At 53.0% G+C, this 22859-nt stretch carries 19 protein-coding genes and 2 pseudogenes; 7 read left to right on the top strand and 14 right to left on the bottom strand.

Annotation, left to right across the window (positions count from 1 at the left end; all coding sequences use genetic code 11):
* Positions 1-631: 631 nt before the first annotated feature.
* The gene (locus CA13_RS03930; protein WP_146394690.1) at positions 632-1255 is read right to left on the bottom strand and encodes an IS110 family transposase; all 624 of its coding nucleotides are present in this window, start codon (positions 1253-1255) and stop codon (positions 632-634) included.
* Between the two features lie 1067 nt (positions 1256-2322).
* Here CA13_RS03930 and CA13_RS03925 point away from each other — a divergent pair.
* The gene (locus tag CA13_RS03925; protein WP_146394689.1) at positions 2323-2940 is read left to right on the top strand and encodes a hypothetical protein; all 618 of its coding nucleotides are present in this window, start codon (positions 2323-2325) and stop codon (positions 2938-2940) included.
* Between the two features lie 379 nt (positions 2941-3319).
* On the opposite strand, the gene CA13_RS03920 is transcribed toward CA13_RS03925, so the two are convergent.
* Positions 3320-3550 carry a transposase gene (locus CA13_RS03920; protein WP_146394688.1) on the bottom strand — a complete coding sequence of 77 codons (231 nt, stop codon included), beginning with the start codon at positions 3548-3550 and terminating at the stop codon, positions 3320-3322.
* Between the two features lie 117 nt (positions 3551-3667).
* On the opposite strand from CA13_RS03920, the gene CA13_RS34620 reads away from it, so the two are divergent.
* Entirely contained in the window at positions 3668-3835 is a 168-nt protein-coding gene (locus CA13_RS34620; RefSeq protein WP_419193911.1) for a hypothetical protein, read from the top strand.
* Here the strand turns inward: CA13_RS34620 and CA13_RS34615 are convergent.
* On the bottom strand, positions 3832-3957 hold the full coding sequence (locus tag CA13_RS34615) for a hypothetical protein (RefSeq protein WP_419193910.1): 126 nt from the start codon (positions 3955-3957) through the stop codon (positions 3832-3834). The genes CA13_RS34620 and CA13_RS34615 overlap by 4 nt on opposite strands.
* 1146 nt (positions 3958-5103) lie before the next feature.
* Here CA13_RS34615 and CA13_RS03915 point away from each other — a divergent pair.
* On the top strand, positions 5104-6558 hold the full coding sequence (locus tag CA13_RS03915) for a right-handed parallel beta-helix repeat-containing protein (RefSeq protein WP_146394687.1): 1455 nt from the start codon (positions 5104-5106) through the stop codon (positions 6556-6558).
* A 395-nt stretch (positions 6559-6953) separates the two neighbouring features.
* Positions 6954-7625, top strand: coding sequence for an ankyrin repeat domain-containing protein (locus tag CA13_RS03910; RefSeq protein WP_419193909.1), 672 nt, complete (start codon positions 6954-6956; stop codon positions 7623-7625).
* Positions 7626-7643: 18 nt separating this feature from the next.
* On the opposite strand, the pseudogene CA13_RS03905 reads toward CA13_RS03910, so the two are convergent.
* From CA13_RS03905 to CA13_RS34610, 3 genes and pseudogenes are all read right to left on the bottom strand, one after another.
* Positions 7644-7898, bottom strand: a pseudogene (locus CA13_RS03905) (transposase); the annotation flags it as partial.
* Between the two features lie 26 nt (positions 7899-7924).
* Positions 7925-8326: pseudogene (locus CA13_RS03900) on the bottom strand (transposase); the annotation flags it as partial.
* Positions 8327-8496: 170 nt separating this feature from the next.
* Positions 8497-8661 carry a hypothetical protein gene (locus CA13_RS34610; RefSeq protein ID WP_419193908.1) on the bottom strand — a complete coding sequence of 55 codons (165 nt, stop codon included), beginning with the start codon at positions 8659-8661 and terminating at the stop codon, positions 8497-8499.
* On the opposite strand from CA13_RS34610, the gene CA13_RS03895 reads away from it, so the two are divergent.
* Positions 8662-9921 carry a type I restriction-modification enzyme R subunit C-terminal domain-containing protein gene (locus CA13_RS03895; RefSeq protein ID WP_419193907.1) on the top strand — a complete coding sequence of 420 codons (1260 nt, stop codon included), beginning with the start codon at positions 8662-8664 and terminating at the stop codon, positions 9919-9921.
* A gap of 54 nt (positions 9922-9975) precedes the next feature.
* Positions 9976-10368, top strand: a complete 393-nt coding sequence (locus CA13_RS03890) for a hypothetical protein (RefSeq protein WP_146394684.1) — start codon at positions 9976-9978, stop codon at positions 10366-10368.
* A 59-nt stretch (positions 10369-10427) separates the two neighbouring features.
* On the opposite strand, the gene CA13_RS03885 is transcribed toward CA13_RS03890, so the two are convergent.
* The 3 genes from CA13_RS03885 to CA13_RS03875 all read right to left on the bottom strand — a co-directional run bounded on the left by CA13_RS03885 (position 10428) and on the right by CA13_RS03875 (position 12340).
* Positions 10428-10631 (bottom strand): hypothetical protein, encoded by a 204-nt coding sequence (locus CA13_RS03885; protein ID WP_146394683.1) that lies wholly within the window; start codon positions 10629-10631, stop codon positions 10428-10430.
* 142 nt (positions 10632-10773) lie between these two features.
* Positions 10774-11016, bottom strand: coding sequence for a hypothetical protein (locus tag CA13_RS03880; protein WP_146394682.1), 243 nt, complete (start codon positions 11014-11016; stop codon positions 10774-10776).
* Between the two features lie 109 nt (positions 11017-11125).
* Positions 11126-12340, bottom strand: coding sequence for a hypothetical protein (locus CA13_RS03875; RefSeq protein ID WP_146394681.1), 1215 nt, complete (start codon positions 12338-12340; stop codon positions 11126-11128).
* 361 nt (positions 12341-12701) lie between these two features.
* Here CA13_RS03875 and CA13_RS03870 point away from each other — a divergent pair, with 361 nt between their 5' ends.
* The gene (locus CA13_RS03870; RefSeq protein WP_146394680.1) at positions 12702-13904 is read left to right on the top strand and encodes a hypothetical protein; all 1203 of its coding nucleotides are present in this window, start codon (positions 12702-12704) and stop codon (positions 13902-13904) included.
* Positions 13905-13907: 3 nt separating this feature from the next.
* Here the strand turns inward: CA13_RS03870 and CA13_RS03865 are convergent, their stop codons facing one another.
* The 5 genes from CA13_RS03865 to CA13_RS03845 all read right to left on the bottom strand — a co-directional run bounded on the left by CA13_RS03865 (position 13908) and on the right by CA13_RS03845 (position 22844).
* Complete coding sequence (locus tag CA13_RS03865; protein WP_146394679.1) at positions 13908-16772, bottom strand: hypothetical protein; 2865 nt, start codon at positions 16770-16772, stop codon at positions 13908-13910.
* Positions 16773-17121: 349 nt separating this feature from the next.
* Positions 17122-17949, bottom strand: coding sequence for a LysM peptidoglycan-binding domain-containing protein (locus tag CA13_RS03860; RefSeq protein WP_146394678.1), 828 nt, complete (start codon positions 17947-17949; stop codon positions 17122-17124).
* Positions 17950-18488: 539 nt separating this feature from the next.
* A complete protein-coding gene (locus CA13_RS03855; RefSeq protein ID WP_146394677.1) occupies positions 18489-19964 on the bottom strand; it encodes a hypothetical protein in 1476 nt (491 codons plus the stop codon).
* 14 nt (positions 19965-19978) lie between these two features.
* Positions 19979-20932 carry a thiamine pyrophosphate-dependent enzyme gene (locus tag CA13_RS03850; protein ID WP_146394676.1) on the bottom strand — a complete coding sequence of 318 codons (954 nt, stop codon included), beginning with the start codon at positions 20930-20932 and terminating at the stop codon, positions 19979-19981.
* A gap of 4 nt (positions 20933-20936) precedes the next feature.
* On the bottom strand, positions 20937-22844 hold the full coding sequence (locus CA13_RS03845) for a 2-oxoacid:acceptor oxidoreductase subunit alpha (RefSeq protein WP_146394675.1): 1908 nt from the start codon (positions 22842-22844) through the stop codon (positions 20937-20939).
* Positions 22845-22859: the final 15 nt, after the last annotated feature.

The raw sequence follows: 22859 nt of genomic DNA, 5'->3' as shown, positions 1-22859 counted from the left end.
GCAGCCACGGTTACACCAACTCAACCCAATTCAGTTGCCAATCACCCCGCGAAGCAGCGGCCGTGAATAATCCGGGCTAGCGGTTCTGTTGGCAGAAGGTGCTTGGCTTCTTCCTCGAGGTAGAGTTGAGGCGGTTTGCTTGGTGGTCGGTTGCTAGTGAGGTTCTTCTGGGGATGTCGATTCTGTTGCAGTGAAGAAACAGAAGTCGCATCAAACATCTATTTAGGCTCGCTACCAGTAATCGTTTCTAATCAGCGGTAGGTCTGACCACGTGATGCACGCAGCAATCACGTGTCCGAGAAGTACGGACTAACGGTCAGACGGCTTGAGAATCTCATCTTGATCCGGGGAGGTCCACTCAATGCGCCGTGGGCTCGGAGTTTCACCAGGTCAACCTTGGTCGTCGGGCTGCGTCGATGTTGACGCTGCCACGCTCCGCTAAGCAGTCGGTTGTCCTTCGTCGGTGATTCCTCGCAGCGTGCCAGTTATCCGCCCGAGCTCTGATGAGAACGACTGTGTCTTATCGAAACATCAAATTCACATCGAATGCTTGGCCCCGTTTAAGCATGTAGTAGACCGCCCGTCCAAGTTTGCACGACAGCATTGACATCGCGCGAGCCTTTCCGTGTTTCTATTCGATCCGGTTGCTGTAGTCCGTTGCGGCAACAGATTCTCGCTCGAGCAGATTGCAGGGATCACTGAGGCCTTCGCCATTGCCAACTCGGTTGGCTTTGTACTTGATGTTTTTGGGCTTGGGGCTTTGGGGTTTGGGGAGGTTGGGCTGCAAGTGCAGAAGCTGGATATGGGTCAGCGTTTCGGCTCGCCGACGGACGAGATGGGTGCTACGCCGCATCAAGTCTCGCGCCGCTCGTCCTGCTTTGGGATACACATGGGACAGCGGAAAGTTGCCGCCGCGAATCAGGCGTGCTAGTTTTTCCGAGTCAATCGCGTCGGATTTCGTTTCACCACCGTGAATCGCCTTTAAATACAACGCGTGTCCCAGAATGAAGGGGAAGTTGTGTTGGTCGCAAGCATCCGCGAGCCAGTACCAGTTGAACGTGGGCTCACATCCGATGACAATGTCTTGCGTTTGGAATTCGCACAGCCGTTCAAAGAGCCGCTCAGCATGTTGACACTGAAAATACCGATGTAATCGTTTTTCGCCGAGCTCATCGACGACACAAACGTGCAACGTTTTAGCGCGCAGATCGATTCCACAATACAATGGGTGTTGTTGGTTGTCCAATTTCATCATGGACTGCTTGGGTGGTGGTATATCTAGCCAGACCGAATCAGCCTACGAGCTGAGTGGAAAGGTACCACCGCGCGGGCCATGATGAGTATCAATTCGTTGCACACGGAGCCGCGAAGCCGGGCGATTCGGAATGGAAAGTCAACTCCCGTGACTCGGTTATCGCGGTCGTTATCCGATTGAATTATGAACGAAAAAGAACCCTACGTCCCGATCGCTGACAGGCTAAACCAAGATGTTTGGCATGACAATTTCGTGCCGAAATACAGTGCTCTTTCAAACGTAAGACCCAGCCTTCTCGTACTCGTCGGCGTCTGGATGCTATTCGCCCCCACTGCAATTGGCTCTGCCTGTTTTGCGTTGTCTACGCTTGTTGGCTCCGACGATCTCGGTGTCCGATTAATTCTACTTTTCAGTTCTGTCGCCTGGAGCGTTCTGATTTTCGCTATCCTACTCAAACAGACGAAGCGCTACTTGGACCGAGATGGCGCCGGTGATAGCGTTGACTGTGATAGCGTTGACTGTGATAGCGTTGACTGTGATAGCGTTGACTGTGATAGCGTTGACTGTGATAGCGTTGACGGGGATGCTTAGGCAAAGCTCGAACCGGTGTGGTGCTTTTTCCACGGCGGATAACAACGCCATGAACCGCCGTTTGCTCCGTCTTCTAGCACGCAAACGCTTTGACCTTCGATTGCATTTTTTTCTTCACTAAACTTTTAACTGTTGGCCCGCAAACGCGGATATCGCCAACGTTCGTCGACAGTAGCAATACCGAATACGACCAAACACTATTGGGACGGGGGCTTTATGCCATTCTCTTAGCCGTCCTTAGTCGCCTCTTGGGCTGAGCGTGGAACCCGAAAAGAACCTCGTGTCTCTTTCTTTTCCGATACCGATTTCACGTTAATCGAGCTGATTGTTTCGCCAGTGCCACAGAAAAAAACAACTGTAGAATCCAGGGTGCAAACCATATCGACTAGATTTCACCGGAATTCAGGGTCATAATGTTCAGGTTGCTCAGCAAACGAGTGCCGTTACTTCACCTAAGGTTTTTAACAAGGGCTGCCATGAGACACCAACTCCTTCCCCTGAACGTCATCGTTATTGCCATCGTCGCTTCGCAATTCACGATCGTCAATTCTGAGGAGGCGGCAAAGAAGGTATCACCTGAATCAGTCGTGCCTACAGAACTTGACCGACACGAAATCCGCATACGATCGCTGGATCGATCGTATCGTGAATCGATCATCAGTCTGAATGAGGCCTATCAGATGGATCGCGAGTCCCTTCGAAAAGCGATCACGAAGAAGTTGACAAAGCAACAAGAGTTACTCACCGAACAAGGTAAATTGGACGAAGCGGTTGCTGTGCGCGATCGCATCAGGCAAGTGAGTTCAGCGCGAATCTTGCCACCCCTGGCGGTTGGCGTCACGTCAGACTTGCCGACCCATGGAATTGTGGGAACTTGGCGTTGGAATAACGGCGTCGACGTGCGTAATCTTTCCGATGGAAAGACAAACGGAAACTGCACATGGAAATTGGTCGATGGCAGTAAGAACGAGTACCTATTCAATTGGACAAAAATCCCAGCCGACCGCGTCAGGCTTTCTGAGAACGGTCGCGTTTTGGAAGGCACGAAAGCAAACGATCTAACGTTTCGCGTCTGGGCCGTGCGAATCGACTGATTCCATTGCGCCGGCCTCGATTCACTTGGTTTGAATTCTTTGATCAATCGGGCATGTCGATGTTTTGAGTCCACCCTACTCCGCATTCTGTTCAAAGGTCTTTTTATTGCAGCACTGATGCATCACAACCAGACTGATTTTCAACTCTCTTTGGGTTTCATGTTTTGCAGCGAGTTGTTGGGAGCCGGTGACATTCGGCCGAACGACTCGGTAACTCGGATCATTTGATTGGGATCCCATTCTTTGTCGTCTCGCAGCATCGCGCAGGCAACCACAGCGATCTTGCGAGCCAGTGCGAGGCCAGTGCGACGCCAGTTTTGGTCTTGCGTGTTGTTTGTTTACCACGGATCCGTTCGTAGACGCCTTTGGCCCATTGGTTTTATCGTAGTGAGGCCCAACCACACTCGACCAGGATCGTGCGTGCCAACGGGGGGCCTCGCTTGGTGATGCGTCCGTTGCGATCGGTTTCCCCCGACTGATATTGCTGCGGAACCAAGCCGAAGGAGCCCGAGACTTGTCGTCCGTTCTCAAAGCGATGTGGATCGTCGATGCACGCGACCAGGATCTCGGCCGTGCGTGGCCCGACGCCGGGAATTGTCATTAACCGCATGATTCGCGAATCAGCCTTGCCGATGACTTCGAATTTCTTGACGACGGCGCCAATCTGCTGCGTTAGCGAATCAAGGATAGTCCGTTCGATGTCGAGTTCGTCTTTCCAAAGCTCGTCGTGCCGACACTGGGCCAGCGGCTTGCGAAACGAATTGATGCGATCACGTCCGGTGTGCCAAGCTTTATCGCCCGTGTCAATCGTGATGCCCTAATTAGCGATCCAGGCTCGGATGATGTTCTTGGTTTTGTTGATGCGTCTGTCGAGCGTCTTACGATACTTGACTAACGATCCGAATTGCGTTGACGGCCACTGCGGTCTATTTTCCCGTTTTCCTTATCGCCTGCTTCCTGGATGATCGTGTATCCGATGTTCCGTGACTTCTTGTTGCCACCCTCAATACCATTCATTTCGCGGTGATGTTTCTGAACCTTACAGCCTTACTGCTTACTGGCTGCGACTGGGACTTTCGCAAATTCAAAACCCAAGCCGGTAATCGATGGTGGCTTGTAGCTATCGTCATGACTGGCGGCGTTGGTTAAGTTTGCTACATTGTTAAGTTCAAGGTGTGGCGGCACAACGATCAATCCGCTGCACAACATCCGCTGCACAACATCCGCTGCACAACAAATTGGCGTGCACCCGAGCAGTGGTCGGGCTGTTCTACGGGATCAACGTCGGTCGGCGCAACCGGGGCATGCTAAACGTTATCTGGCGCTGACCCCCGGTCAGCCACTTGTGAACTCAATGGAACTGTCCACACAAAGCAGAAACTCGCAAGCGGTTAGCCGAGGGGATTGGCTGGCTTTCGGCGTTTGGTGGATTTTGCTCATATTCGGATATTTCTATGTAGCCGGGGTTCTGTGCCAAAGAGACAATCCGTTCCGATCCGGCAATCCTGGATTCCGCGATTTCGTTCTCGTGGCATTGGTTGGCCCTCTTCTCTTCTTTGCCGGCCCGAGACACAATTGGAAACCCGCCAGGTTTTCTGTCAGGGACATTTTCCGGTGGAACGGTCTGTGTTACCTGCTTCCCTTCTTTTTAGCCCTCCATTGGGAATACCTGGGAGACGCGATTGGTGCTCAGTTCTCATTAAAACCTGCGGATCTCCATTCATTGGATTCGCGTGCCACAACAGTGTTGGCGGTTGCGGTTTGCATTGTCATAACGCTTCTGACATTCCACCTTGTCTGGGCACACCGGGCAGCAATTCTCTATCCGTACATTACCTTCCTGTGTGGCATTCCCTGCCTCATTTGGGCCATCACGATTGTTCTCGGGGACTCGCATTACCTACATGTGCATCATTATTGTCTGGGTGCGTTTCTCTTCCCCTTTTTCCGGTTTCGCAACTTCCTGTCGCTCGTTGCTCAGGCTACATTTCTTGGCTTAGCAGTTGAGGGGATCAGCCGCTGGGGCATGGACCCCATGTGGTACTCGGCAGTGGCCAGATAACCATCGCATCCATAGCAGTAGCGGTGGCCAGCGGATTTTGAAATCAACGTCAACTCACGGCGCCCGGTGATGCGGGCGTTATGCTCAGAAAGGAACACACGATGCCTCGTTGTCTCACATTACTATTCTGCTGTTTGCTTGGAGCGTTCTTCCGCCAGGACGTCCGGTCCGCAGAATACCGTGTCGATTCGCAACAAGTGTTTGATCACCTGAAGGCCAAGACCTTCATGCCTGGTGATTCGATTCTCTTCAAGAAGGGCATCCGTTTTACAGGGATGTTCAACCCCAAGGGTACAGGTAGAGAAGGGAAACCTATCATCATTGATGCCTACGGGAAGGGTGATCTTCCGGTTATCAATGCCAACGGAACGCATCGTGCAGGACTTCTTCTAAGAGATCCATCTTTCTGGGAAGTCAACAGGCTTGAGATCACGAATACGAACGGGTCAGATGACGATCAAGGGGAGCTGTTTGGTATTTACGTTCTGGCTGACGGGTCGGAAGGTGTGTTTGAGCACATCTACATCAACGATTGCTTTATTCACGACGTGAACGGGAAGGTTGCCGGTAAGCAACGCGGCGGAATACACGTTCACATCAAGAAGTTGAAGGCATCAAGATTTCACGACTTGCGCATCACCAACAATCGAATCGTTCGCATTGGCGGAGTCGGCATTGGGAACGCTTCATCTTGTGGAAACGTCACCATCCTAAAGGATGGGAAGGTGGAGTCCGCACACTTGTGGACACGAGTTTACGTTTCGGACAATACTGTTGATCACACCGGACGGAACTGCATCATTGCCAGGGTGAGCAGAGACGCGATCTACGAGCGAAATATGCTGGCCAACAGCAGTCGCTATAGTACTGGGCACAGCATCTTCAATTTCGATACTGACGGCATAAAGATCCAGTACAATGAAGCATATGGCAATGTTGGGCCTGGGGGCAAAGACCGTGGTGGATTTGACGCAGATTACAGTAGCGCAAACACGTATATCCAATACAACTACAGTCACGACAACCAGTGGTTCTGCGGCATCATGAAGAAACCCAACCACAATGTGACGATACGCCACAACATCAGTCAAAACGATAGGCATGGCATCTATTTCTATGGCTTCGAGAAAGAGCAGAAAGCCTCACGAATCTACATACACAACAATACTCACTTTGTGAGCAAGGACCTGTATGTGAAGGTCTTTGCTGAGGACCGGACGCCACTCAATTCGACTTTCGAGAAAAACATCTTCTACTTTGAGGGGAAGGGCGAATGGGGCGAGAAAGCGAAAGGCATCGGGACGCTCTTCAGGGACAATGTGTATTACGGGATCCCTCCCCACGTGTCTGACAAGCAAGCCGTCACCCGCGGTCCCAAGTTTCGCGAAACTGGCACTGCAGGTACTAATATAGACCTTAAGACAATGAAGGCCCTTTCGGGATACCGGTTGGACGATGGCTCTCCCTGCCGAGGATATGGCGCAAGCCTGCCCCGTTGGCGAGAAACGGAGGAACAAAATGAGGATAACAAGCGGGACGCACAAGACGGTTTGTAGCCGCGTGTGCCTCCGCGACGCTCTGTTGCCAACCCAGAATCCACACCATTCATGGAGGCACATGGCGCCATTTTAAACTTCCGAGACGCGATCAACTGCTCCTACGCAAAATGGCGATGCATTCAAGAGCCTTCACTCATGACTCGGCGCCGACCCACGAGGTGGTATGTCAGGGCACGGAGGCGTCCTCGGGTCTTTTAGAGGAGGTACGCATTCATTTACAGGAATGGACATTCGACAAGTTCGTCCGTTTTACCGACAGTTGGTAGGATGAGTGTCCGCCCTTTTGACCACGTCATGCTGGCGCAAGCACAATCAGATCGCCGTGCAGTCGTTGCGCTATCGAACATCACATTTACCGTTCGCGACATCCAACATCGCAACGGAACAAACGCATGCACCGAAGCCGAAGCGGCCGTGCAGTCTCGCTTCGCTCGTTCACGTCTACTTCCGGCCCGGTGATGCGGAACGTTCTGTACCAACATGGACCTTGCACCTTGGAAGCATCCGACAAGAAAATGCCAGATATCGACACCTTCATTGAATTAATCCGCGACCATCGGAATAGGGAAGCGTTGGAAATGCTCAAAGCGTCCCCAGCGCTGGCTACGGAACACTCCGATCAATCGGGAGAACTTCACGGCGCTTCACCACTTCATTGGGCCGCGCATCGCAATGCCACGGAAGTGTGCCAACGTCTCATCGAACAAGGTGCAAATGTGAACGATTCGGCAAGTGATTGGTGGCTGACACCACTCTCGTGGGGCGCTGACGCTGGCAGCGCCGAAGCGGTTGAACTACTGCTCAAACGCGGTGCCGATGTCAACCAAAATGCAATTGTGGGAACAACGGCCCTTCACGCGGTCGCGATGGGTGGGTCAACGCAAGGCAAAGGTGATCCGAACGCATATGAAACGACGGCTGAAATTCTGATCCGCAATGGTGCGGACATCAACCGACGAACAAATAAGCACCGGACCCCGTTGGATGAATCGATCGACAACGAAAATGATGCCGTCACAAAGGTACTGCGGCAACACGGGGCGATGGCTTCCAAGACTACCTAGAAAAGGGTCCATCACGGTTTAGTGTGGGTGTAAATCCAGTCCACCGCAGTAAAAGAAGATCGCTGTTTTGTAGTTTTCTTTGTTGCGGTAGCAACCGACGGGTCGCTTGACGGACTGTATCTTGCTGTTGATTCCCTCGCCCACCGCGTTGGTAATTCCATGAGTGCAGTAGCTGACCACGTTGGCCAGTCGCTCTTTGATGGTCCGGGCGAACTTCTTCATCGGAGCAAGTTTGGTGTAAATCACACTGCGGTACCAAGCGTCGAAATAGGCCTTTGCCTTAGCGGCCGTCTCGTGGTGCCAAAGATCCCATAGCCCGCATCGGACATGATAATCGAGTTAGGGGGTAGTTGCTCAAGACCCTGGCGAGCAAGTTGAGTTTCGGAGACCGCCTCGGGCCCGTAAATCGGTCCAACTTGCGGAAGCATCGCTGCGCCGCTGGCGAGTTCATGGAAGACCGTCAACAGGGCGCAAGGCCAGACGCCTTCACCCATTTGATTGCTCGCTATTGGAAACGCTTGCTGTAGTTCTTTCTCCGGTGCAAGAGCCATCGTGGTTCCGTCGATCAAAAACACGCGTCGACCGTCCATTGTCGGCTCGGTGGCAGAAATGACACCTGAGCTAACTTCCTGGGCAAACCAACGAATGACTTCCAAAGGCAATTGAGATCGGGCACGACTGTAGCCGCCCGAGGCGGTACTCTCGGCAAGGCGATCATCGTTGCCAAAATCCAAGCTCACGCTGATTTCATCAAAGAACGGTTCGACATCAACTGCCCGCACTACAACGGCGAGTTCGCTCGCGCAATCAGGTTCAAAACCGAGTACGCTCAATCGCTGATCGATAGCTTTTGCAACAAAGACAAAATGCCTCAAATTGCGATCTCGGTCGACATGCTCAATACGGTAATCGATGTTCCGGAAGTCGTGAACCTCGTTTCTTCAAACTCATTCGGTCGAAAACCAAGTTCGGGCAAATGGGCGGTCGCGGCACTCGACGGTGTCCCGAGTTGTTCGGTCCAGGCAAAGACAAGCAATTGTTCTACCTCTTTGACTACTGCCGGAACCAGGAGTACTTTAGCCAAGAACCGCCGAGTTCAGGTGGTTCGCTTAGTGAATCCCTTCGGGCAAAACTGTTCAACGCTCGGTTGGAACTGATCGGGGTGTTGGAAACCCGGCCGGCGATGGTGAAAGAAGTAAAGAGCGGATACGTTGCGGAATGTGAAACGGTCGTCCCGCAAGCTGACGAAGATGACTTCGATCCCAAATCAAAAAGACTGGTCCAGCGACAAGTAACACGAAGGCTCTACACCCAATTTGCGTCGATGAACTTCGAGAATTTCGTCGTCCGTACGCATCGGCCAGTCGTTGAGAAGTTCGCGAAGGCGGAAGCTTGGGCGAAGCCGAGTGACACAGACAAAGACGAGTTGGCTCATCAAATCGCTGGATTGCCGACGCAGTTGGATCGGGAGTCGGAAGACGCCAAACGGTTCGATTTGCTGGTCCTGAATCTGCAATTGGCTCTGTCGAGTCGTGAACCATTTTATGAACGCTCGAAAAAGCAGGTCGTAGCGATTGCGGGACTGCTGGAGGAAAAATCAACGATCTCGAAGGTGAGGAAGCAGATGAGTTACATCCAGGTTGTGCAAACGGACCCATGGTGGGAGGACGTGACCGTGCCGATGCTGGAAGTCATCCGTCGGCGATTGCGTGATTTGGTTCAGTTCATCGAAAAGAAAAAGAGACAGCCGATCTACACTGATTTCGAAGACTTGCTTGGCGACGAGACGGAGGTCGGATTCCGCCAGTTTGCGGGCCAGGACACCTTTGAACGGCTCCGCAGTGAAGCACAAGCTTCCCTGCGGGAGCATTTTGACATCGACGCCGTGCGGAAGCTTTGGACCAGTGAACCACTTGCCCAGCACGATTTGAATGACTTGGAGAGCATTCTGAATGACAATCAGATCGGCAACCCAGAATACGTCGAACAAGCGAAACAAGAATGCGAGAGCTTTGGGTTATTTGTTCGTTCGCTTGTCGGACTCGATCGAGAGGTTGCGAGGAGGCTGTTTGGTGAGTTCCTGCAGGGCAGCGAATACAACGCCAATCAGATCGAGTTGATCAACATGGTCATCAACCATCTGGTCGACCACGGTGTCGTCGGCGTTTCGATCTTGTACGAGTCCCCGTTCACCGACGTTTCGCCCCAAGGGCCTGACGCGATCTTCAGTGCGGAACAAATAGACAAGATCACGCAGTTGTTGGAGGAGATCCGCTCGACGGCGGTTGCTGCGTAACATCGGTTAAGAGAAAGGAAAGCCAGAGTCCGTATCGTTAAACCTGCAGCGGAGATGTCGTTTGACGACGACTGTTTACAGCTTTCGGGCTTCGCCGATCAGCTTGAGGGATACTTGCAAGTCGACCACATCTTTGTTCCTGGCAGCTTTGTTGTTGGCTTTGAAGCACCTTTTGAATTGGGTAAGACGGCATTCTTGGCAATGTGGTTTATACGCATGCGCGGCGAATTGAAAAACGATTCCGACGGACCCATTCCCGTTCTCCTGAATGTTTGGGCAGGCGACTTCGCTGGGGACTCTCTTCTATCGATCGTGCTTTCATTTGTTTCCGAACTTGAGCAAATGCAGAGTGCGCCAGCGAGTGATCTGAGTGCATTGAAGAAGGTGGCCAAACAGGTCGCGTGGTTCGGAGTCGGTTACGACAGGCGTTACACCCAAGCTTTCTAATCCGCTCTTTTCAAATTCAAGTTCCGCTTACTTTGAATCATGGCGTTCGCGAACTTCGGTCAACAACCGAGCTGTATCCTCGGATACAGTTGTGGTTGCCTTATCTTTCGTCTCTCGTGCACGTCCAGCAGAATTGCAGTCCAGGCATCGGTAACGTCGTCGGGCAAGTCCAACGTACCGCCGTCGCTTCCTTCGACCTTAACGGCAGTGGCCAATCGCTCCACGGCATGGTTTCGTGAAGACGCGGGAATCGCGTTTTTCATCTTTATTGAATCTATTCAAGGAATTTTGGTAACCCTGTCTCAGATCACCTATTCCGCTTTTTGAGAAACGTGCTCGCAAGATGAGCAACCGTGCAGAATCTTTTCACCTGCTGGCGAGAGCAATGTGAACGCGATCATTCATTTACGCGGTCAGTTGAGGTACTTTCCAACCTTTGCGGGGAACGTTAATCAGCAATCCCAATCGACCAGCGCGGTGCAGGTGCGTTTTGATTGTTACGTAGTCGCGTCGCCGTTTTTCGGCGACATCCTTCGTTCGAACCGGCCTCTCGCCGTCGAACATCTCCCGCACCACCTCTGCCATCTTCTCCGGTTCGGTCAACGGGCGATCCAAATCTGCGTCGGTGAACTCAAGCACATACTTCATAGTTCCGCTCGATTAGACCATCAAGACTATAGCAACCTCTCCGTCCCGAACGCCACGGCAACACGTTGGGTTTCGATCAACCAGGACGGAGCGTTTCACAATGGCTTTCCTATTGGTCCGACGTCTTTTTGTCCGACTTGGGTTCCGGTTTTTTGTCGGTGTTCTTTGATTGGTCTCTTGGTGGTGGCCCAGCACCATCGCGCGGACCACGGCCACCACGATTGCCACGGAATCCATCGGGTGGTCCCGCGCCGAAGCCTCGTCGAGAGTCGCCCAATTTTTTGACTCTTGAGGTGAGTTCTTCTCGCGAAATTTGTGCGTCATCGTCGCCATCCGCAAGTCCGATTCGATCCCACATTGAGTCAGGGGCTTCGTCCTTGGAAAGCTTGCCGTCATTGTTGGCATCGTGAGTATCGAAAATGCGATCGATGATAGCTGCTACGGGAGGACCGTCTTGCCCCATTGGTGGGCCACCACGAAAGCCACCACGCATGTCTGCGCTGGGTGGCCCACCGCCGGGACGCCGTGAAGCGTCAGGGCGATCGGGTCGCGGTTGATCGGGTTTGGCGCGCTCCGTTTTGGCTTGTTCCGGTTTGGCTTGTTCCGGTTTGGCTTGTTCCGTTTTGGCTCGCTCCGTTTTGACGCGGTCGCTGTCACGTTTGCCCTCTTTTCGCTCGAGACCTCTTGCTTGTGGACCTCTTGCTTGTGGACCTCTTGCTTGTGGACCTCTTGCTTGTGGGCCTCTTGCTTGTGGGCCTCTTGCTTGTGGGCCTCTTGCTTGTGGGCCTCTTGCTTGTGGGCCTCTTGCTTGTGGGCCTCGATTCTTGCCGCCATACCAGTGAGGACCTGCCGGTGGTCCGAAACCACGGCGTGAGTGTCCCATTGCGTAGCCTCGCCCAGCGAATCCCCTGCTATGTCGCATTCCGAACGCCATTGCTCGTGATGGCCCGCCGCGGCCTCGTTGCATCATCGGTCTCGAACCTCGTTGGCTTCCACGTCGACCTTGATAGCCGTCACCGCGGCGGTTTCCTTGGCCAGAGCGAGTGCCGGCAAGCTTTGGTCTAAGTTCTTCCGCCGTTAAAGCATGGTCGTCGTTCTTGTCGAGCGTGCGGAGGGCGTCGGCTGAATTTTTGATCTCGTCATCCGAGATCGTTCCGTCTTTGTCTTGATCGAGTGCAGCCATAATGGGGAGATGTTGCATCATCCCTTGTGATGGCGGGCCTCCACGTCGGCCTTGTTGCCAAGGCGGTTGTGCATCGGCGACCGCAATCGGAAGCCAACTGAGTATCCCTGTGACAAGCAGGACGCGTTTGAGTTTACACATGAGTGGATAGTTCCAATGAGAAGAGTGATGTGCGTTACTAGTATTTAGAACACCACAATCGGTCGGAGGTTTCGCAGAGAATCAATGAGTGCAATTGTCCGTGTGCCCGCTAACCGCAAACTATGCCAGCCCTGCAAAAAGCGTATTGGGCAATTCGCGGCAGTGACTGCCATGGTTTGTCAAAGAACTACCATGGTTTGTCAATGAAGTTGTTCGTGGACCGAGCGAACCGCCCCTCTTAGGTTTGAACGCAGATTTGAAAATAGGACTTGCACCAACTACCATGCGAATACCTATGGTGATGGACGCTACTGAAACGGTATAACTGTGCGTCTGTATCCACTGCAACGCTGAGGAATTGATGGCAAACAGAGAAGAACTGAATTGGACGGATCGTCACCGTGGTAATCACGTATTGGCCATTGGTGAATATGCCAATCGCATCCGTTCGGTTGTCCTGTTTTTCCTTTTGTTTGTAGCGGCGTTTTTACCTTCTCTCGCCGCCGAATCTCAGACGACAAAAGGTATCTCCCGCCGTGTCACTCTCGATGGCCCTGGGAATTCAGGAGCGATCCCCTGCGACGTGGTCCAAGTTTTGGACCCCGGTGGAAATCTAAGAGAGTATTTCATGGATGTCGATTCGGTTGTTTGTGCTGACGCAAAGTGTGAAATTGTCACCGTTCGCATCCACTTCGACCCATTAGGCAATTACTTGCAGTACGAAATCCCGTCGGGTGGCAATTTGACAAAATGGGGGCACCAACCTTTTTCACGCGCGGACCATAATCGTCTGCACCAAATCCTCTTGGACCCCTACTCCCAATTGAAGTCGATCGGGTGGGACCAGATCACCATGCCAAAGAGTGCCGCAACGGGCAGCGACGCTAGCGATGGAATCTCTGGGGCAACGATGCTGTCGAAGAAGAGTGTTGTCGTGGTCGGGGCCGCCTATACATGTTGCACCCTTTGGCATTGGAGCCATGGTGAAGTCGAGAATGTGATTCGCAACATGACCGCCGATGCTTGTGGCAAGCAGGATTTGATCCAGTATTTGCGTAGCGGACGCGAAAAGTATGTCGTGTTCGCAGCAAACCAATTGCAAATGCAACGCAGGTTCGATACTGAGACGTTGTCTGCGGTGGTGCAAATCATGCGTCAGGGTGACGCGAAACTTGTCGATTCGGCGTTGGAATACTTGGAAAAGGCATCGGCCGAATCAGGAATCGACTTTTTCTTTCGTTGCAGCGTGGAAGAAAGTTTGCTGACCGATTCCACCAAGAGAGTTAGGTTTCTTGAGGCTTTAAGGGATTCCACTCAAAAGTTTCCCGCGGGCTATTTGGATCAATTTAGCGGTTGGCTCGGGCGAGCGGACAGTTACTACGAAGTCCACTTGCTACTGAGTCTGCTAGAGCAGCAAAGTCCGCCGACCGATGAAGCGGTCAACGAAGCGATACTGCTGCTCCGAAGCCGCAACTCGCTCGTCGTTCGTCGAAGCTACAAGTATCTAAATTCGATGGAATTGACTGCCTCACAACAACGCAAATTCGATTCGTTCGAGCAATAATGTCTATTGCTTGACCTCGTCCTGAGTACCGGATTTCAACTGCATGGTCGCGCGCAGACCTTCGTCTTGAAAGGATAACGAGGTTTCGATCACGTCGGTCGGATTGAACATCAGTCCCAGAACGGGGCCTTTCTTAGGGTCGAGGTGGTAACCCTGTAGTGTCGAAACGTAGGATTGGATCTGGTCGTCCCATTCGTATTGGCCACCGCTTGGCTCGATCAACGTTTGTCCAAAAAGTTGGCGGTACACTTCCTTTGGTTCACGGTCGGGATACCGGTGGCGCAAATAGTTAAGGATCGGGATGTTGCCCCACGACAAACGATGCATCCGATTCATCCCCGAGCGAGAGTTGACGCTACTAAGCACTTCTGCGCCCGTCCCCGAGATGTGAGTTTTTAGCTGAGACTCGAATGCCGTTTCCTGTGTGCTCTTCTCTTCGTCGATATCCACGGAGGAAGCGTTTTCTTTTCGCTGAAGATGGCGATCGATGGCTCGGCGGATAACGTTTTCATTGAAACTAACCGTCAGCCCATCCGGCGTAGTGACGTAGTAAATATTCGGCAAATCCCTCGCATTTCCGATCGGTGTTGAATCGGCCGCGGTTGCCTTGGCGAACTCGATTTCCTTGTATTGGATCAAATCCCAACGGACTAAATTCGGCGCGGACCGTTCAAAGAATCCACGAACTGCGGCGACAAACATTGCTTGTTTGAGGCTGTCTTTGGACGGAAAGAATACTCCGATTGGAAACTCTTTGGCCATGTCTTCCGTTTTCCGTTGCCACGGCGAGCGATCGGCCATGCGTTGGATCCACGCTTCGTCTAGGTCAACGTAGAGATGTACGGCATTGTCGATCCAACTGAGGATATTGATCCTTAGGTTGCCGTTGGCAACATTGGTCGTCCCGCCGCCAAGAAACGCCGACACAAATTGAAATTGTGGCGCGTTCAAATCTAACGCCATCACAAACGACAACAATTCTTCTTCGTGTCGATCGCCAGCGTGTGGCTTCAAATGAATATCGCCGATGAGCGATTGCCAAGTTCGATATTGGGTTCCCAACATCAGCGGGATCACTGACAAGTCGGCCGCAAACGCATCGTCCGAAAGCGAGAGTTTCAAGGCGATTGGATCAAACACATTTCGCCACCGGCGTTGGTAACGGTCTCGCCAAGTGACGTACAATCCTACTTCGCCTGCGGTAGCCGTCTTTAAATCTAGCTCAACAATCGGTGTTTGAAAATCAAGTGTTCCGTAACGATCCGATTGGACACCAGCGGAAGTGAGGGTCAACGCACCTGCTGCGTGCATGTTGCTGTCGATGTGTATTTGCGTTTCTCCCTGAACGGTTTTACGCACCAACGCATCCGCATTCTGCATCGATATTTCAGCGACCGACGCGCGAGCTCGTGTTCGGCGGGATGCACTGATTCGCCATTTTGGGCCGCACCATCGGCGAATCGCCGCGTCGGTGACAATGATCAGAGCGGATTCCGCTTCGCTGCCACGTCGATAACGTTGGCGAAAGAATTTGTACTCGTCCAATTCCATCATGGATGTCGATCGATCGGCCACGGTGTTGAGGATTGCCATCATCTGGGCAATTGAATTCGAAACAATGACTGCGTCATCAACCACAGCCACGAGGCTGCAAAAGTCTCGTCGTTGGTTGGACCACTGGGCGATCAAGTGGTCGTTAACTTGATGGTCGATACGTTTGACATGATCATGGCGTGATGCTTGCAGAGCAACTTGTGCGAGGAGTGCTTGATGCAGTAGCGCCGGTTGGCTTGTCTGCATCAGTACCGCGACGTCGGTTCCCGTTCGGAAATAGGGATCGGACCCGGTCACAACCACTTCGTCAATTAACGCCTCGCCGACTTGACGGGTCAGAGCGTCAAGCGGAAGTCCGAGTTGATCTTGGTAAAATCCGAGTACATTGGTTGTTTGGCTTTGCGGTTCGAACCATTGGACAATCGGGCGTGCGAGTTCACTGCTGCGATCGATGATCTGTGTTAACTTGGTGAATGATGGAACAAAGACGGCGTATTGGTCGTGCGGAATGATCGCAGCGAGCGGATCGAGTTCGGTCGGTTCCTTGGACAGTCGCCGTGTCCAGTTGATTTCGCGAACGGTGATGCCCTCCACATCGGCGAGGTCTTGTAGTTCGTCATTGGCAGAGTCGGCTCCGGCCAATTCTCGATCAAGTTGCAAGTTCTCGCTCACCGCTCTACCACCGCTGACCAATTGAATCGTATCATCAATGCCGGTCCTTCGTCGCAACGGCCAATTGGGGCCAATCGGTGTGGCGGTTTCACCAACCTTTTTAAGCGACTCGATTGCCAAGTGGCGAAACATCGCTGAGCCAGCATAGTCGGTAGACCAAAAGAGTTGAAAATGACGACCTTTGGCTTGATGGAAATCGCTCGAATCGCAAGGCACGATGGAAGTTTCATCAATATGAAAATCAAATTTTGCAAGCGACGAATCCCGAGGATGATCGGGGTGCCGGCGAAGCAAGTAGAATTGGCCATCGACAGCAACGCCCTTTGGCTTGGCTCCTACGATTCGATACCCGCGGTACTCGTTATTTCGATCTTCGGGTTCGATCAGGTAGGCTTCGGATCCGATCGGGACGACGACTCGCGGAGTCGTTTCCATTTGGTAGAACGACGGCTTTAAGACTTCCGGATCCGAAACAATGTGCGTCTTGTCGAAATCTTTGATCAACTCACCGACATCGATCGAATAATAGTCTCGATCCTCGGCGGGTTCTTCGGCCGCGACGTCGCCGTGTGTGAATCCGCACGGTTGTGTTGCAAAAATGGCAAGAAACAGGATGCCGACGTGATTGTAAAAGCGTGACACGGTTTACCTCGATTTCGATGAATGAGCTATGTCGAACTAGCTGTCATCTTACCAAAGAGCCCATGCCGGCGATCACCGTGCGCAAAACAAATTGCTTTTTCGCTATTTCATTTTCAGCGTCGGTGAAACGTGGAAATGTGTCGCTCGGACGCCCATTTTCAGGACGAAGTAACGGAGCATTTGTCACGAGCAGATAAGAACGGTGTCGGATCGGCAGACACCTGTCGGCTTCCGCCGGCAAATTTGCAGCTGTCTCAGCGCGAATGAAACGAGCCTTCCCGTCCCTAAACGGACCAGACCAACAATACCGTTCCACGTTTCATGGGTTGCTAAGCGGGTTTCGGAGTGTCTATGGAACTCCCTCACCGGTGGAGAAGACAGATACATCGCCAAACTTGTATCCACCCCATATGTGGATACCGGCGCCGGCGAAGGGGATGGGAAGGGTGTAGACGCCCTTCTTTGTGATTCCGGCATTCTTGATTGCATTCTCTGTCAAATACCTGAGCTTCTTGAACTTGTCTAACGTGTCGACGGCCTTACCGAGTCCTTTGATCCCTTTCAAGAAATCCCCAAGTTTCGTATAGATCGCTAGGTCGAAGTCCCAACCACCGGAGACACCGTTCATCTGCGCGGCATTCTCGTAACCATGGGCAATCACAAAGACGGCTCCAATGCTAGCGCCCAAGCCAGGTCCAAACTTAAATCCATTGATGTTGAGCCATGCATTTCGAACCTTCGATGTGTCGTCGCCAATGTTATAGATCTTTGCCGTTAAGTCATGCGCCCCGATCACAAACAAGTCGCCCGAATGCGATTTTCCGAGTCCGGCCCAAAGTGTTGATTTTTTGGCAGGCACATTCCCCGGAATGGTCATCGGGGGCGTCTTAATGACTCGCAATGGAATGTGGATGATTCCTGGATTCGCTCGTGATGTGAACGTCCAATTGTTTCCATCACGCGTGCTTTGCACACAGCCCACATTTTCTCGCAAATACCAATTCACTTCGGCTGGATTACGCGTTTTGTAATTCGCGACAATCAGATCCCAAACCGGCATGTTGTTCGCCTTTGCCACGCTCCACCAATTGTCACCATCGCGAACTTTGTAGGGAGTACTGTTCGGAGGTTTGTAGTTCTTTGGCAATGGATTCTTTGGACGCTTTTCGATTGGCATCGGACTTACTCCTACGATTGGGTCAAAAGCAAAACTGGCGCGGAGCTAGGTTGCTAAATTTCGCTTCGTCGTCTTCACACCAACCTGCTAGAGCATTTTTGTCAGTGATGTCGAAGCAGCCCAAGCGAGAACCTCTCCTGGTGCCGCAGTGCTAGGACAAACCTCTGGCGTGATTTGTGTGAAGAGAAGTGCGTGTGTTCAATGCTTTGGCACGTTGACCAAATTCGTTACATGAACAGAGCGACGCAAAGAACGTGCCGGGAATGGGAAAGCTAAAAACCACTTTGGTGTTGCGTGGATTTTGCAGTCAAAATTCTCCACCACGGCGTGTTCTCGTGCCGAGAGGTTTTTGTGGTGAGTCGGTACAGCACTGCGGCTGGGCTTATGCACACACATTCGAGTAGGACGAAAGTAGCTGAGCCAAGTGGACTCATCGATCGGTTGCTCTTTCGCAGACCGATTGAGTTGGCATTCGCGATGATCCGCTCGTGGTTAAGGATCTTTAGCGTGCGAGAAACAGAGGCCGTAATTGCAAGGACTCAGCTCACGTTGATTTCGGACGGATCGACGCCGGTTAGATGAGCTACGAATCGGCGTACGGCTTCGGCGACTGCGGTTTGTTCGCGACAGGTGGTTTCCGCTTCCATTTGTTCCTTTAGGCTGTCCACATGCACTCCGAATTCCGCGTGCAGTTTCGTGTGGGCTTGTTGGATATGCGGGTTATCGATCCCGGCGATTTGCTGGAGCGTTCGCCACAGGTGCATCCGGTCGGCGGTCTGAACGACGACTGCATCGGAGGCGGTTTTTTGCGCCGTTTCGCCGTTGCAGTCGATCACCTCAATGAAAGGAGTTCTGCCAACGCGTTGCCGACGATTAAGTTCAAGGTAATCCGTCATCGGAATCACGTGTTCCGGTTTCTCAGCTTCGGCGATCAAGTCAAATTCGGCTACGAATGACGCTTCACTCTCTGCGAAGTGCGCGAAGGTGTACTCGTCGCCTTCCGTGCCGTTGTCGCCGGCTTCGGCAGACGCGTTCACCCAAACATCCTCGACCGCAGGGTTGTTTGACAGATCGAAGCAATTCACAAAATGCCGCGAGGCATCGGGATCATAGAAACAAAGCGGAAATGCCCGTGAACGCACGGCACGCTGTGCACGTTGGTGAAAATGATCAGCCTCTTCATGATCGAGAGGACTCAGCAGCGATACAACGCCTGGGCGCGGCGCGGTTAGTCCGGCAAACAGGTTTTCTTCAAACTGTGGATCGGCGACACAGGTTTGGACGAAGTGCACACCGCGCATCGCCAGCGGAATCATTTCAACGGCCATCGATACGGGCACGCTTGGATCGTGTACTGATGCGTATTGGGTACGTAGATCGGACCGCACGGTAACAATCTTGATCGGTTGCCGGCTCTCAAGCAGCGACATTGCTTTTCGCAGTTGTGCACTCTGGTTCGCGTTGATACGTGCGACAACGATAAATGGCGGACACAGCCGCAGTTCCGCAGGGCTTAACTCTTGCCAGTCAAAATTGGCGAAGGCAACATCATGGATTTCCGGTTGATACTTGGATCGAATTTCTAGTTGGGCAATCCGCAACGCGCGGAACACGCTGGCCATGTGATGGAGATGCTTCTCGGCTGCTTGATGAATGCGAAGTTCGTCCTCTTCAATGTCAACCGATTCACAGCCGGAAACCGTCAGGCTGCCATCGTCCTTCATCGATTCCAACGATTTCAGAAGTTCGTTGATCCGGTCGAGACGAACCGAGTCCATCGCCAATGCACGGGCGCTGGGGCCGAGTACCGAGGAAAGCGACGACACATCCAAACTAGCCGTTGCGTAGGGACCAAGGGCCTCTTCAAGTTTTTCGGTGTTGTGTCCATGGCGGTGATAATCGTCGAGTCGCACAAGATTGTTCAACTCGTGAATCGTGTGCGTGATCGCTTCTCCGAGCGCGGCACAGTGATGCTGCCAAACCTCTTGGACGGGTTGAAGAATCTTGGTTTGCATGATCCATCCTGCTATCAAACGGTGAAACGATCCAGAGTCTTATCGAGTAGATCCACAAAGGTCGCATGATCGGGACGTTCATGCCTTTCGTGACGGACGTCCTCGTAGACGGGGAGCTCGGGATTGTGGTAAATCAGCCCCATGGGAGCGGGGTCGACCGTCACAGCAACTTTTTGTGCTGCGTTGATGTTACGTTGATCGTGTGCTTGCGCCGGACCGCGTTTCAGCAGCCACGGGTCGATCGGGACGCCTTCATTGTTTTCAAGGAATACCACGGGGAAATTGCGTCCGCCTTCACCGAAGGCTTGTGGCATGAAGACCGGACAACGCTGCAAAATACGGACAAAGGACAGCCCGCGATGCTCCCATGCTTTCTCGATCGTTTGGTCGAGGTGAGTGGGTAGCCAAGTTGCCGTTTGCGCGACGAAGGAGACATTCGTCATTCCGACGACGACACTCAGTGGGTTCATCGGCTGCAGGTAGGTTCCTCGTGGCGTCGTATTGCTGTGAGTGCCGTCGGGCGATGTGGGCGAGACTTGGTTCTTGGTCAGTGCGTAGATCGCGTTGTCGAGCACAAGGACGACTGCGTTGATGTTGTAGCGAATCGCGTGAAGCCAGTGGTTACCACCGATGCTAAAGCAATCGCCGTCACCCATGGTCACGATCACCGGCAACTCAGGTCGTGCCAATCGCACGCCGGTCGCGATCGGCAGCGCGCGTCCGTGGATGCCGTGAAATCCGTAGGTCCGAAGGTAATGCGGCAGACGACTCGAGCAGCCGATCCCCGACACCGCGACGGCATTTTCAGGCTCGACGTTGTTCTTTTGCAAAACACGTTGCAAGGAGGCGAGAACTCCGTGGTCTCCACAGCCTTTGCACCAGCGAGGATTTTCAGATCCGTAGTCTTCGAGGGAGTGTGCTTGGACAGCATTGCACTCGTCGAGGCACTCTTCAGCGATCGTTGACATGGCTTCAGTTTCCTTTTTCAGTAGTATTCATGGAAACGGCGTTAGAGACGTTTTCGGGTTCAAGGTCGAGAGTTTGGCGAATCTCGTCAGTGATTTCGACAGGCATGAAAGGACGACCTGGGACTTGAGCGTAGCAATCGATATCGATCAGCGTCGCCGCGCGAAGGATCCACGCCAGTTGTCCGTAGCGCCGATTTTCGTCGGTGATGAACGGATCGTTCTTGTCATCGCTGTAGTTGATCTCGACGGTCATGATCTTTTTGAAGCGTGAAAAGATCGCTTTCAGGCCTGGCGGCAGTGGACTGAGGAATTGGATATGAAGAGAGGAAACCGAGATGCCATCGGCGCGGGCCGAGTCGACCGCTTCTTCGATCGCACCACGTGTACTGCCCCAACCCACAATCAGTAAATCGCCCTCGTCCGCACCATAGACCGGCGGTCTTTTTAATCCTTTTTGCAGTGCCGCGAGTTTCCGGCTTCGCATCGTGTGTCCGGTCTGATTGCGAACCGAATCGTAACAGGCCTTGCCATTGCGATCATGGTTGAGCGACGTGGTGACACCCATCCCGCCTGCTTGGCCAGGGATCAGACGCTGTGAAAGTCCGGTCTCCGAATCCCAATCATAGGGCAGAGCACCCGGTTCCACGGGGCTCAAATCCAATGGCGGCCGGCGTGGAGTCATGCTCACATCGGGACGGTCAAAGATCTGCTGACCGGTGGCCAGATTCGCATCCGAGAGCACGATCACAAGCATCCGAAACTCTTCGGCGATTTTTCTAGCGAGTGATAGAATGTAGTAGCACTCCTCGATCGAGCTGGCGGCCATGACCACTTTCGGTGCATCGCCCGGTGCCCCATAGATCGCGTGTAGCAAGTCCGATTGTTCAACCTTGGTCGGCAATCCCGTACTAGGGCCACCGCGTTGCACATCGACAATCACAAGCGGCGTCTCGGTCATCACCGCAAGGCCCTGAAATTCGGTTTTCAACGCCATGCCGGGACCGGACGTAATTGTCAGGGCGGTTTTTCCTGACCAGGAAGCACCGACGGCTACACCGATTGCCGCGATCTCGTCCTCGGCTTGATGTACAAATCCGCCGAACTCCTCAAAGATCTCCGACAACATATGCGAGGCCGACGTGGCGGGAGTGATCGGATACATCGAACAGAGTTCAAATCCGGCCGCGACGGCACCAAGGGCAAGGGCCGTGTTTCCATTCATCGCGACTTTCGTCGTGCCCGCCGGAATCGCTTCGATCTCGTAGCAGGTCTCGAGATTCTCGATGCCATATTGGTAGCCTGCCTCGGCAAGCGTCACTGCCGTAGCGATGACCTCTCCGGATTTCTTTTTGAAAATGCCTTGAATGACTTTCTTGAGTACCGGCAATTCTTTGCTGTAAAGTGCACACAGAAGCCCGACGGCAAACATGTTCTTACCGCGACCGGTGTCGTCGACATACTTCGCCGTTTCACTCTCAAGAGGGATCTCAATGATCGTCGCGCCTTGCGACTTCGCCTGACTCAGAACTTCGCGGTAGCTCTGTTGGTATGCCGTGTTCGGATGGGTGGCCCAGTGGTCATCGATGACGACAAGCACATCATCGGCAAGGCCGCCGGTTTCAAGCCGCGACAGAAGGGCCATTTCATTGAAGGCCAATACCATATTTGCGCGGTTACCGGAGTTCGTCACGCGGCTTCGCGAGGCAAGTCGAATGCGGTTTCCGCTGGCGCTGCCGGTCGTGTGAGGTGGGGGCTGGATCTCCGAGGGAATGATCTCCACAGTCCACAAGCCGTTGCCAGATTTGGCACACAACTGTGCGAACGCCAATGCCGCCTTTTGGGCACCTTCGCCGGCGTCGCTGACGATTTCAACAATGTGTTCAGGGAGTTTGACGATGCTCGGGCCGCTCATAAGCAATGAATTGGG

It is taken from the genome of Novipirellula herctigrandis (assembly GCA_007859835.1).
In the GTDB taxonomy this organism is placed as follows: Bacteria; Planctomycetota; Planctomycetia; order Pirellulales; family Pirellulaceae; genus Novipirellula_A; species Novipirellula_A herctigrandis.
The sequence above is the reverse complement of the archived record's forward strand: the minus strand, read 5'-3'. Positions and strand labels throughout refer to the sequence as shown.

Coding starts and splice junctions, on each gene's coding strand:
- CA13_RS03930 (WP_146394690.1), bottom strand. CDS start 1,255: ATGATGAAATTGGACAACCAACAACACCCATTGTATTGTGGAATCGAT.
- CA13_RS03845 (WP_146394675.1), bottom strand. CDS start 22,844: ATGAGCGGCCCGAGCATCGTCAAACTCCCTGAACACATTGTTGAAATC.
- CA13_RS03915 (WP_146394687.1), top strand. CDS start 5,104: ATGCCTCGTTGTCTCACATTACTATTCTGCTGTTTGCTTGGAGCGTTC.
- CA13_RS03860 (WP_146394678.1), bottom strand. CDS start 17,949: ATGCCAATCGAAAAGCGTCCAAAGAATCCATTGCCAAAGAACTACAAA.
- CA13_RS03875 (WP_146394681.1), bottom strand. CDS start 12,340: ATGTGTAAACTCAAACGCGTCCTGCTTGTCACAGGGATACTCAGTTGG.
- CA13_RS03890 (WP_146394684.1), top strand. CDS start 9,976: ATGTCGTTTGACGACGACTGTTTACAGCTTTCGGGCTTCGCCGATCAG.
- CA13_RS03885 (WP_146394683.1), bottom strand. CDS start 10,631: ATGAAAAACGCGATTCCCGCGTCTTCACGAAACCATGCCGTGGAGCGA.
- CA13_RS03855 (WP_146394677.1), bottom strand. CDS start 19,964: ATGCAAACCAAGATTCTTCAACCCGTCCAAGAGGTTTGGCAGCATCAC.
- CA13_RS03880 (WP_146394682.1), bottom strand. CDS start 11,016: ATGAAGTATGTGCTTGAGTTCACCGACGCAGATTTGGATCGCCCGTTG.
- CA13_RS03850 (WP_146394676.1), bottom strand. CDS start 20,932: ATGTCAACGATCGCTGAAGAGTGCCTCGACGAGTGCAATGCTGTCCAA.
- CA13_RS34615 (WP_419193910.1), bottom strand. CDS start 3,957: ATGAATGGTATTGAGGGTGGCAACAAGAAGTCACGGAACATCGGATAC.
- CA13_RS03925 (WP_146394689.1), top strand. CDS start 2,323: ATGAGACACCAACTCCTTCCCCTGAACGTCATCGTTATTGCCATCGTC.
- CA13_RS03920 (WP_146394688.1), bottom strand. CDS start 3,550: ATGCGGTTAATGACAATTCCCGGCGTCGGGCCACGCACGGCCGAGATC.
- CA13_RS03870 (WP_146394680.1), top strand. CDS start 12,702: ATGGCAAACAGAGAAGAACTGAATTGGACGGATCGTCACCGTGGTAAT.
- CA13_RS03910 (WP_419193909.1), top strand. CDS start 6,954: ATGCACCGAAGCCGAAGCGGCCGTGCAGTCTCGCTTCGCTCGTTCACG.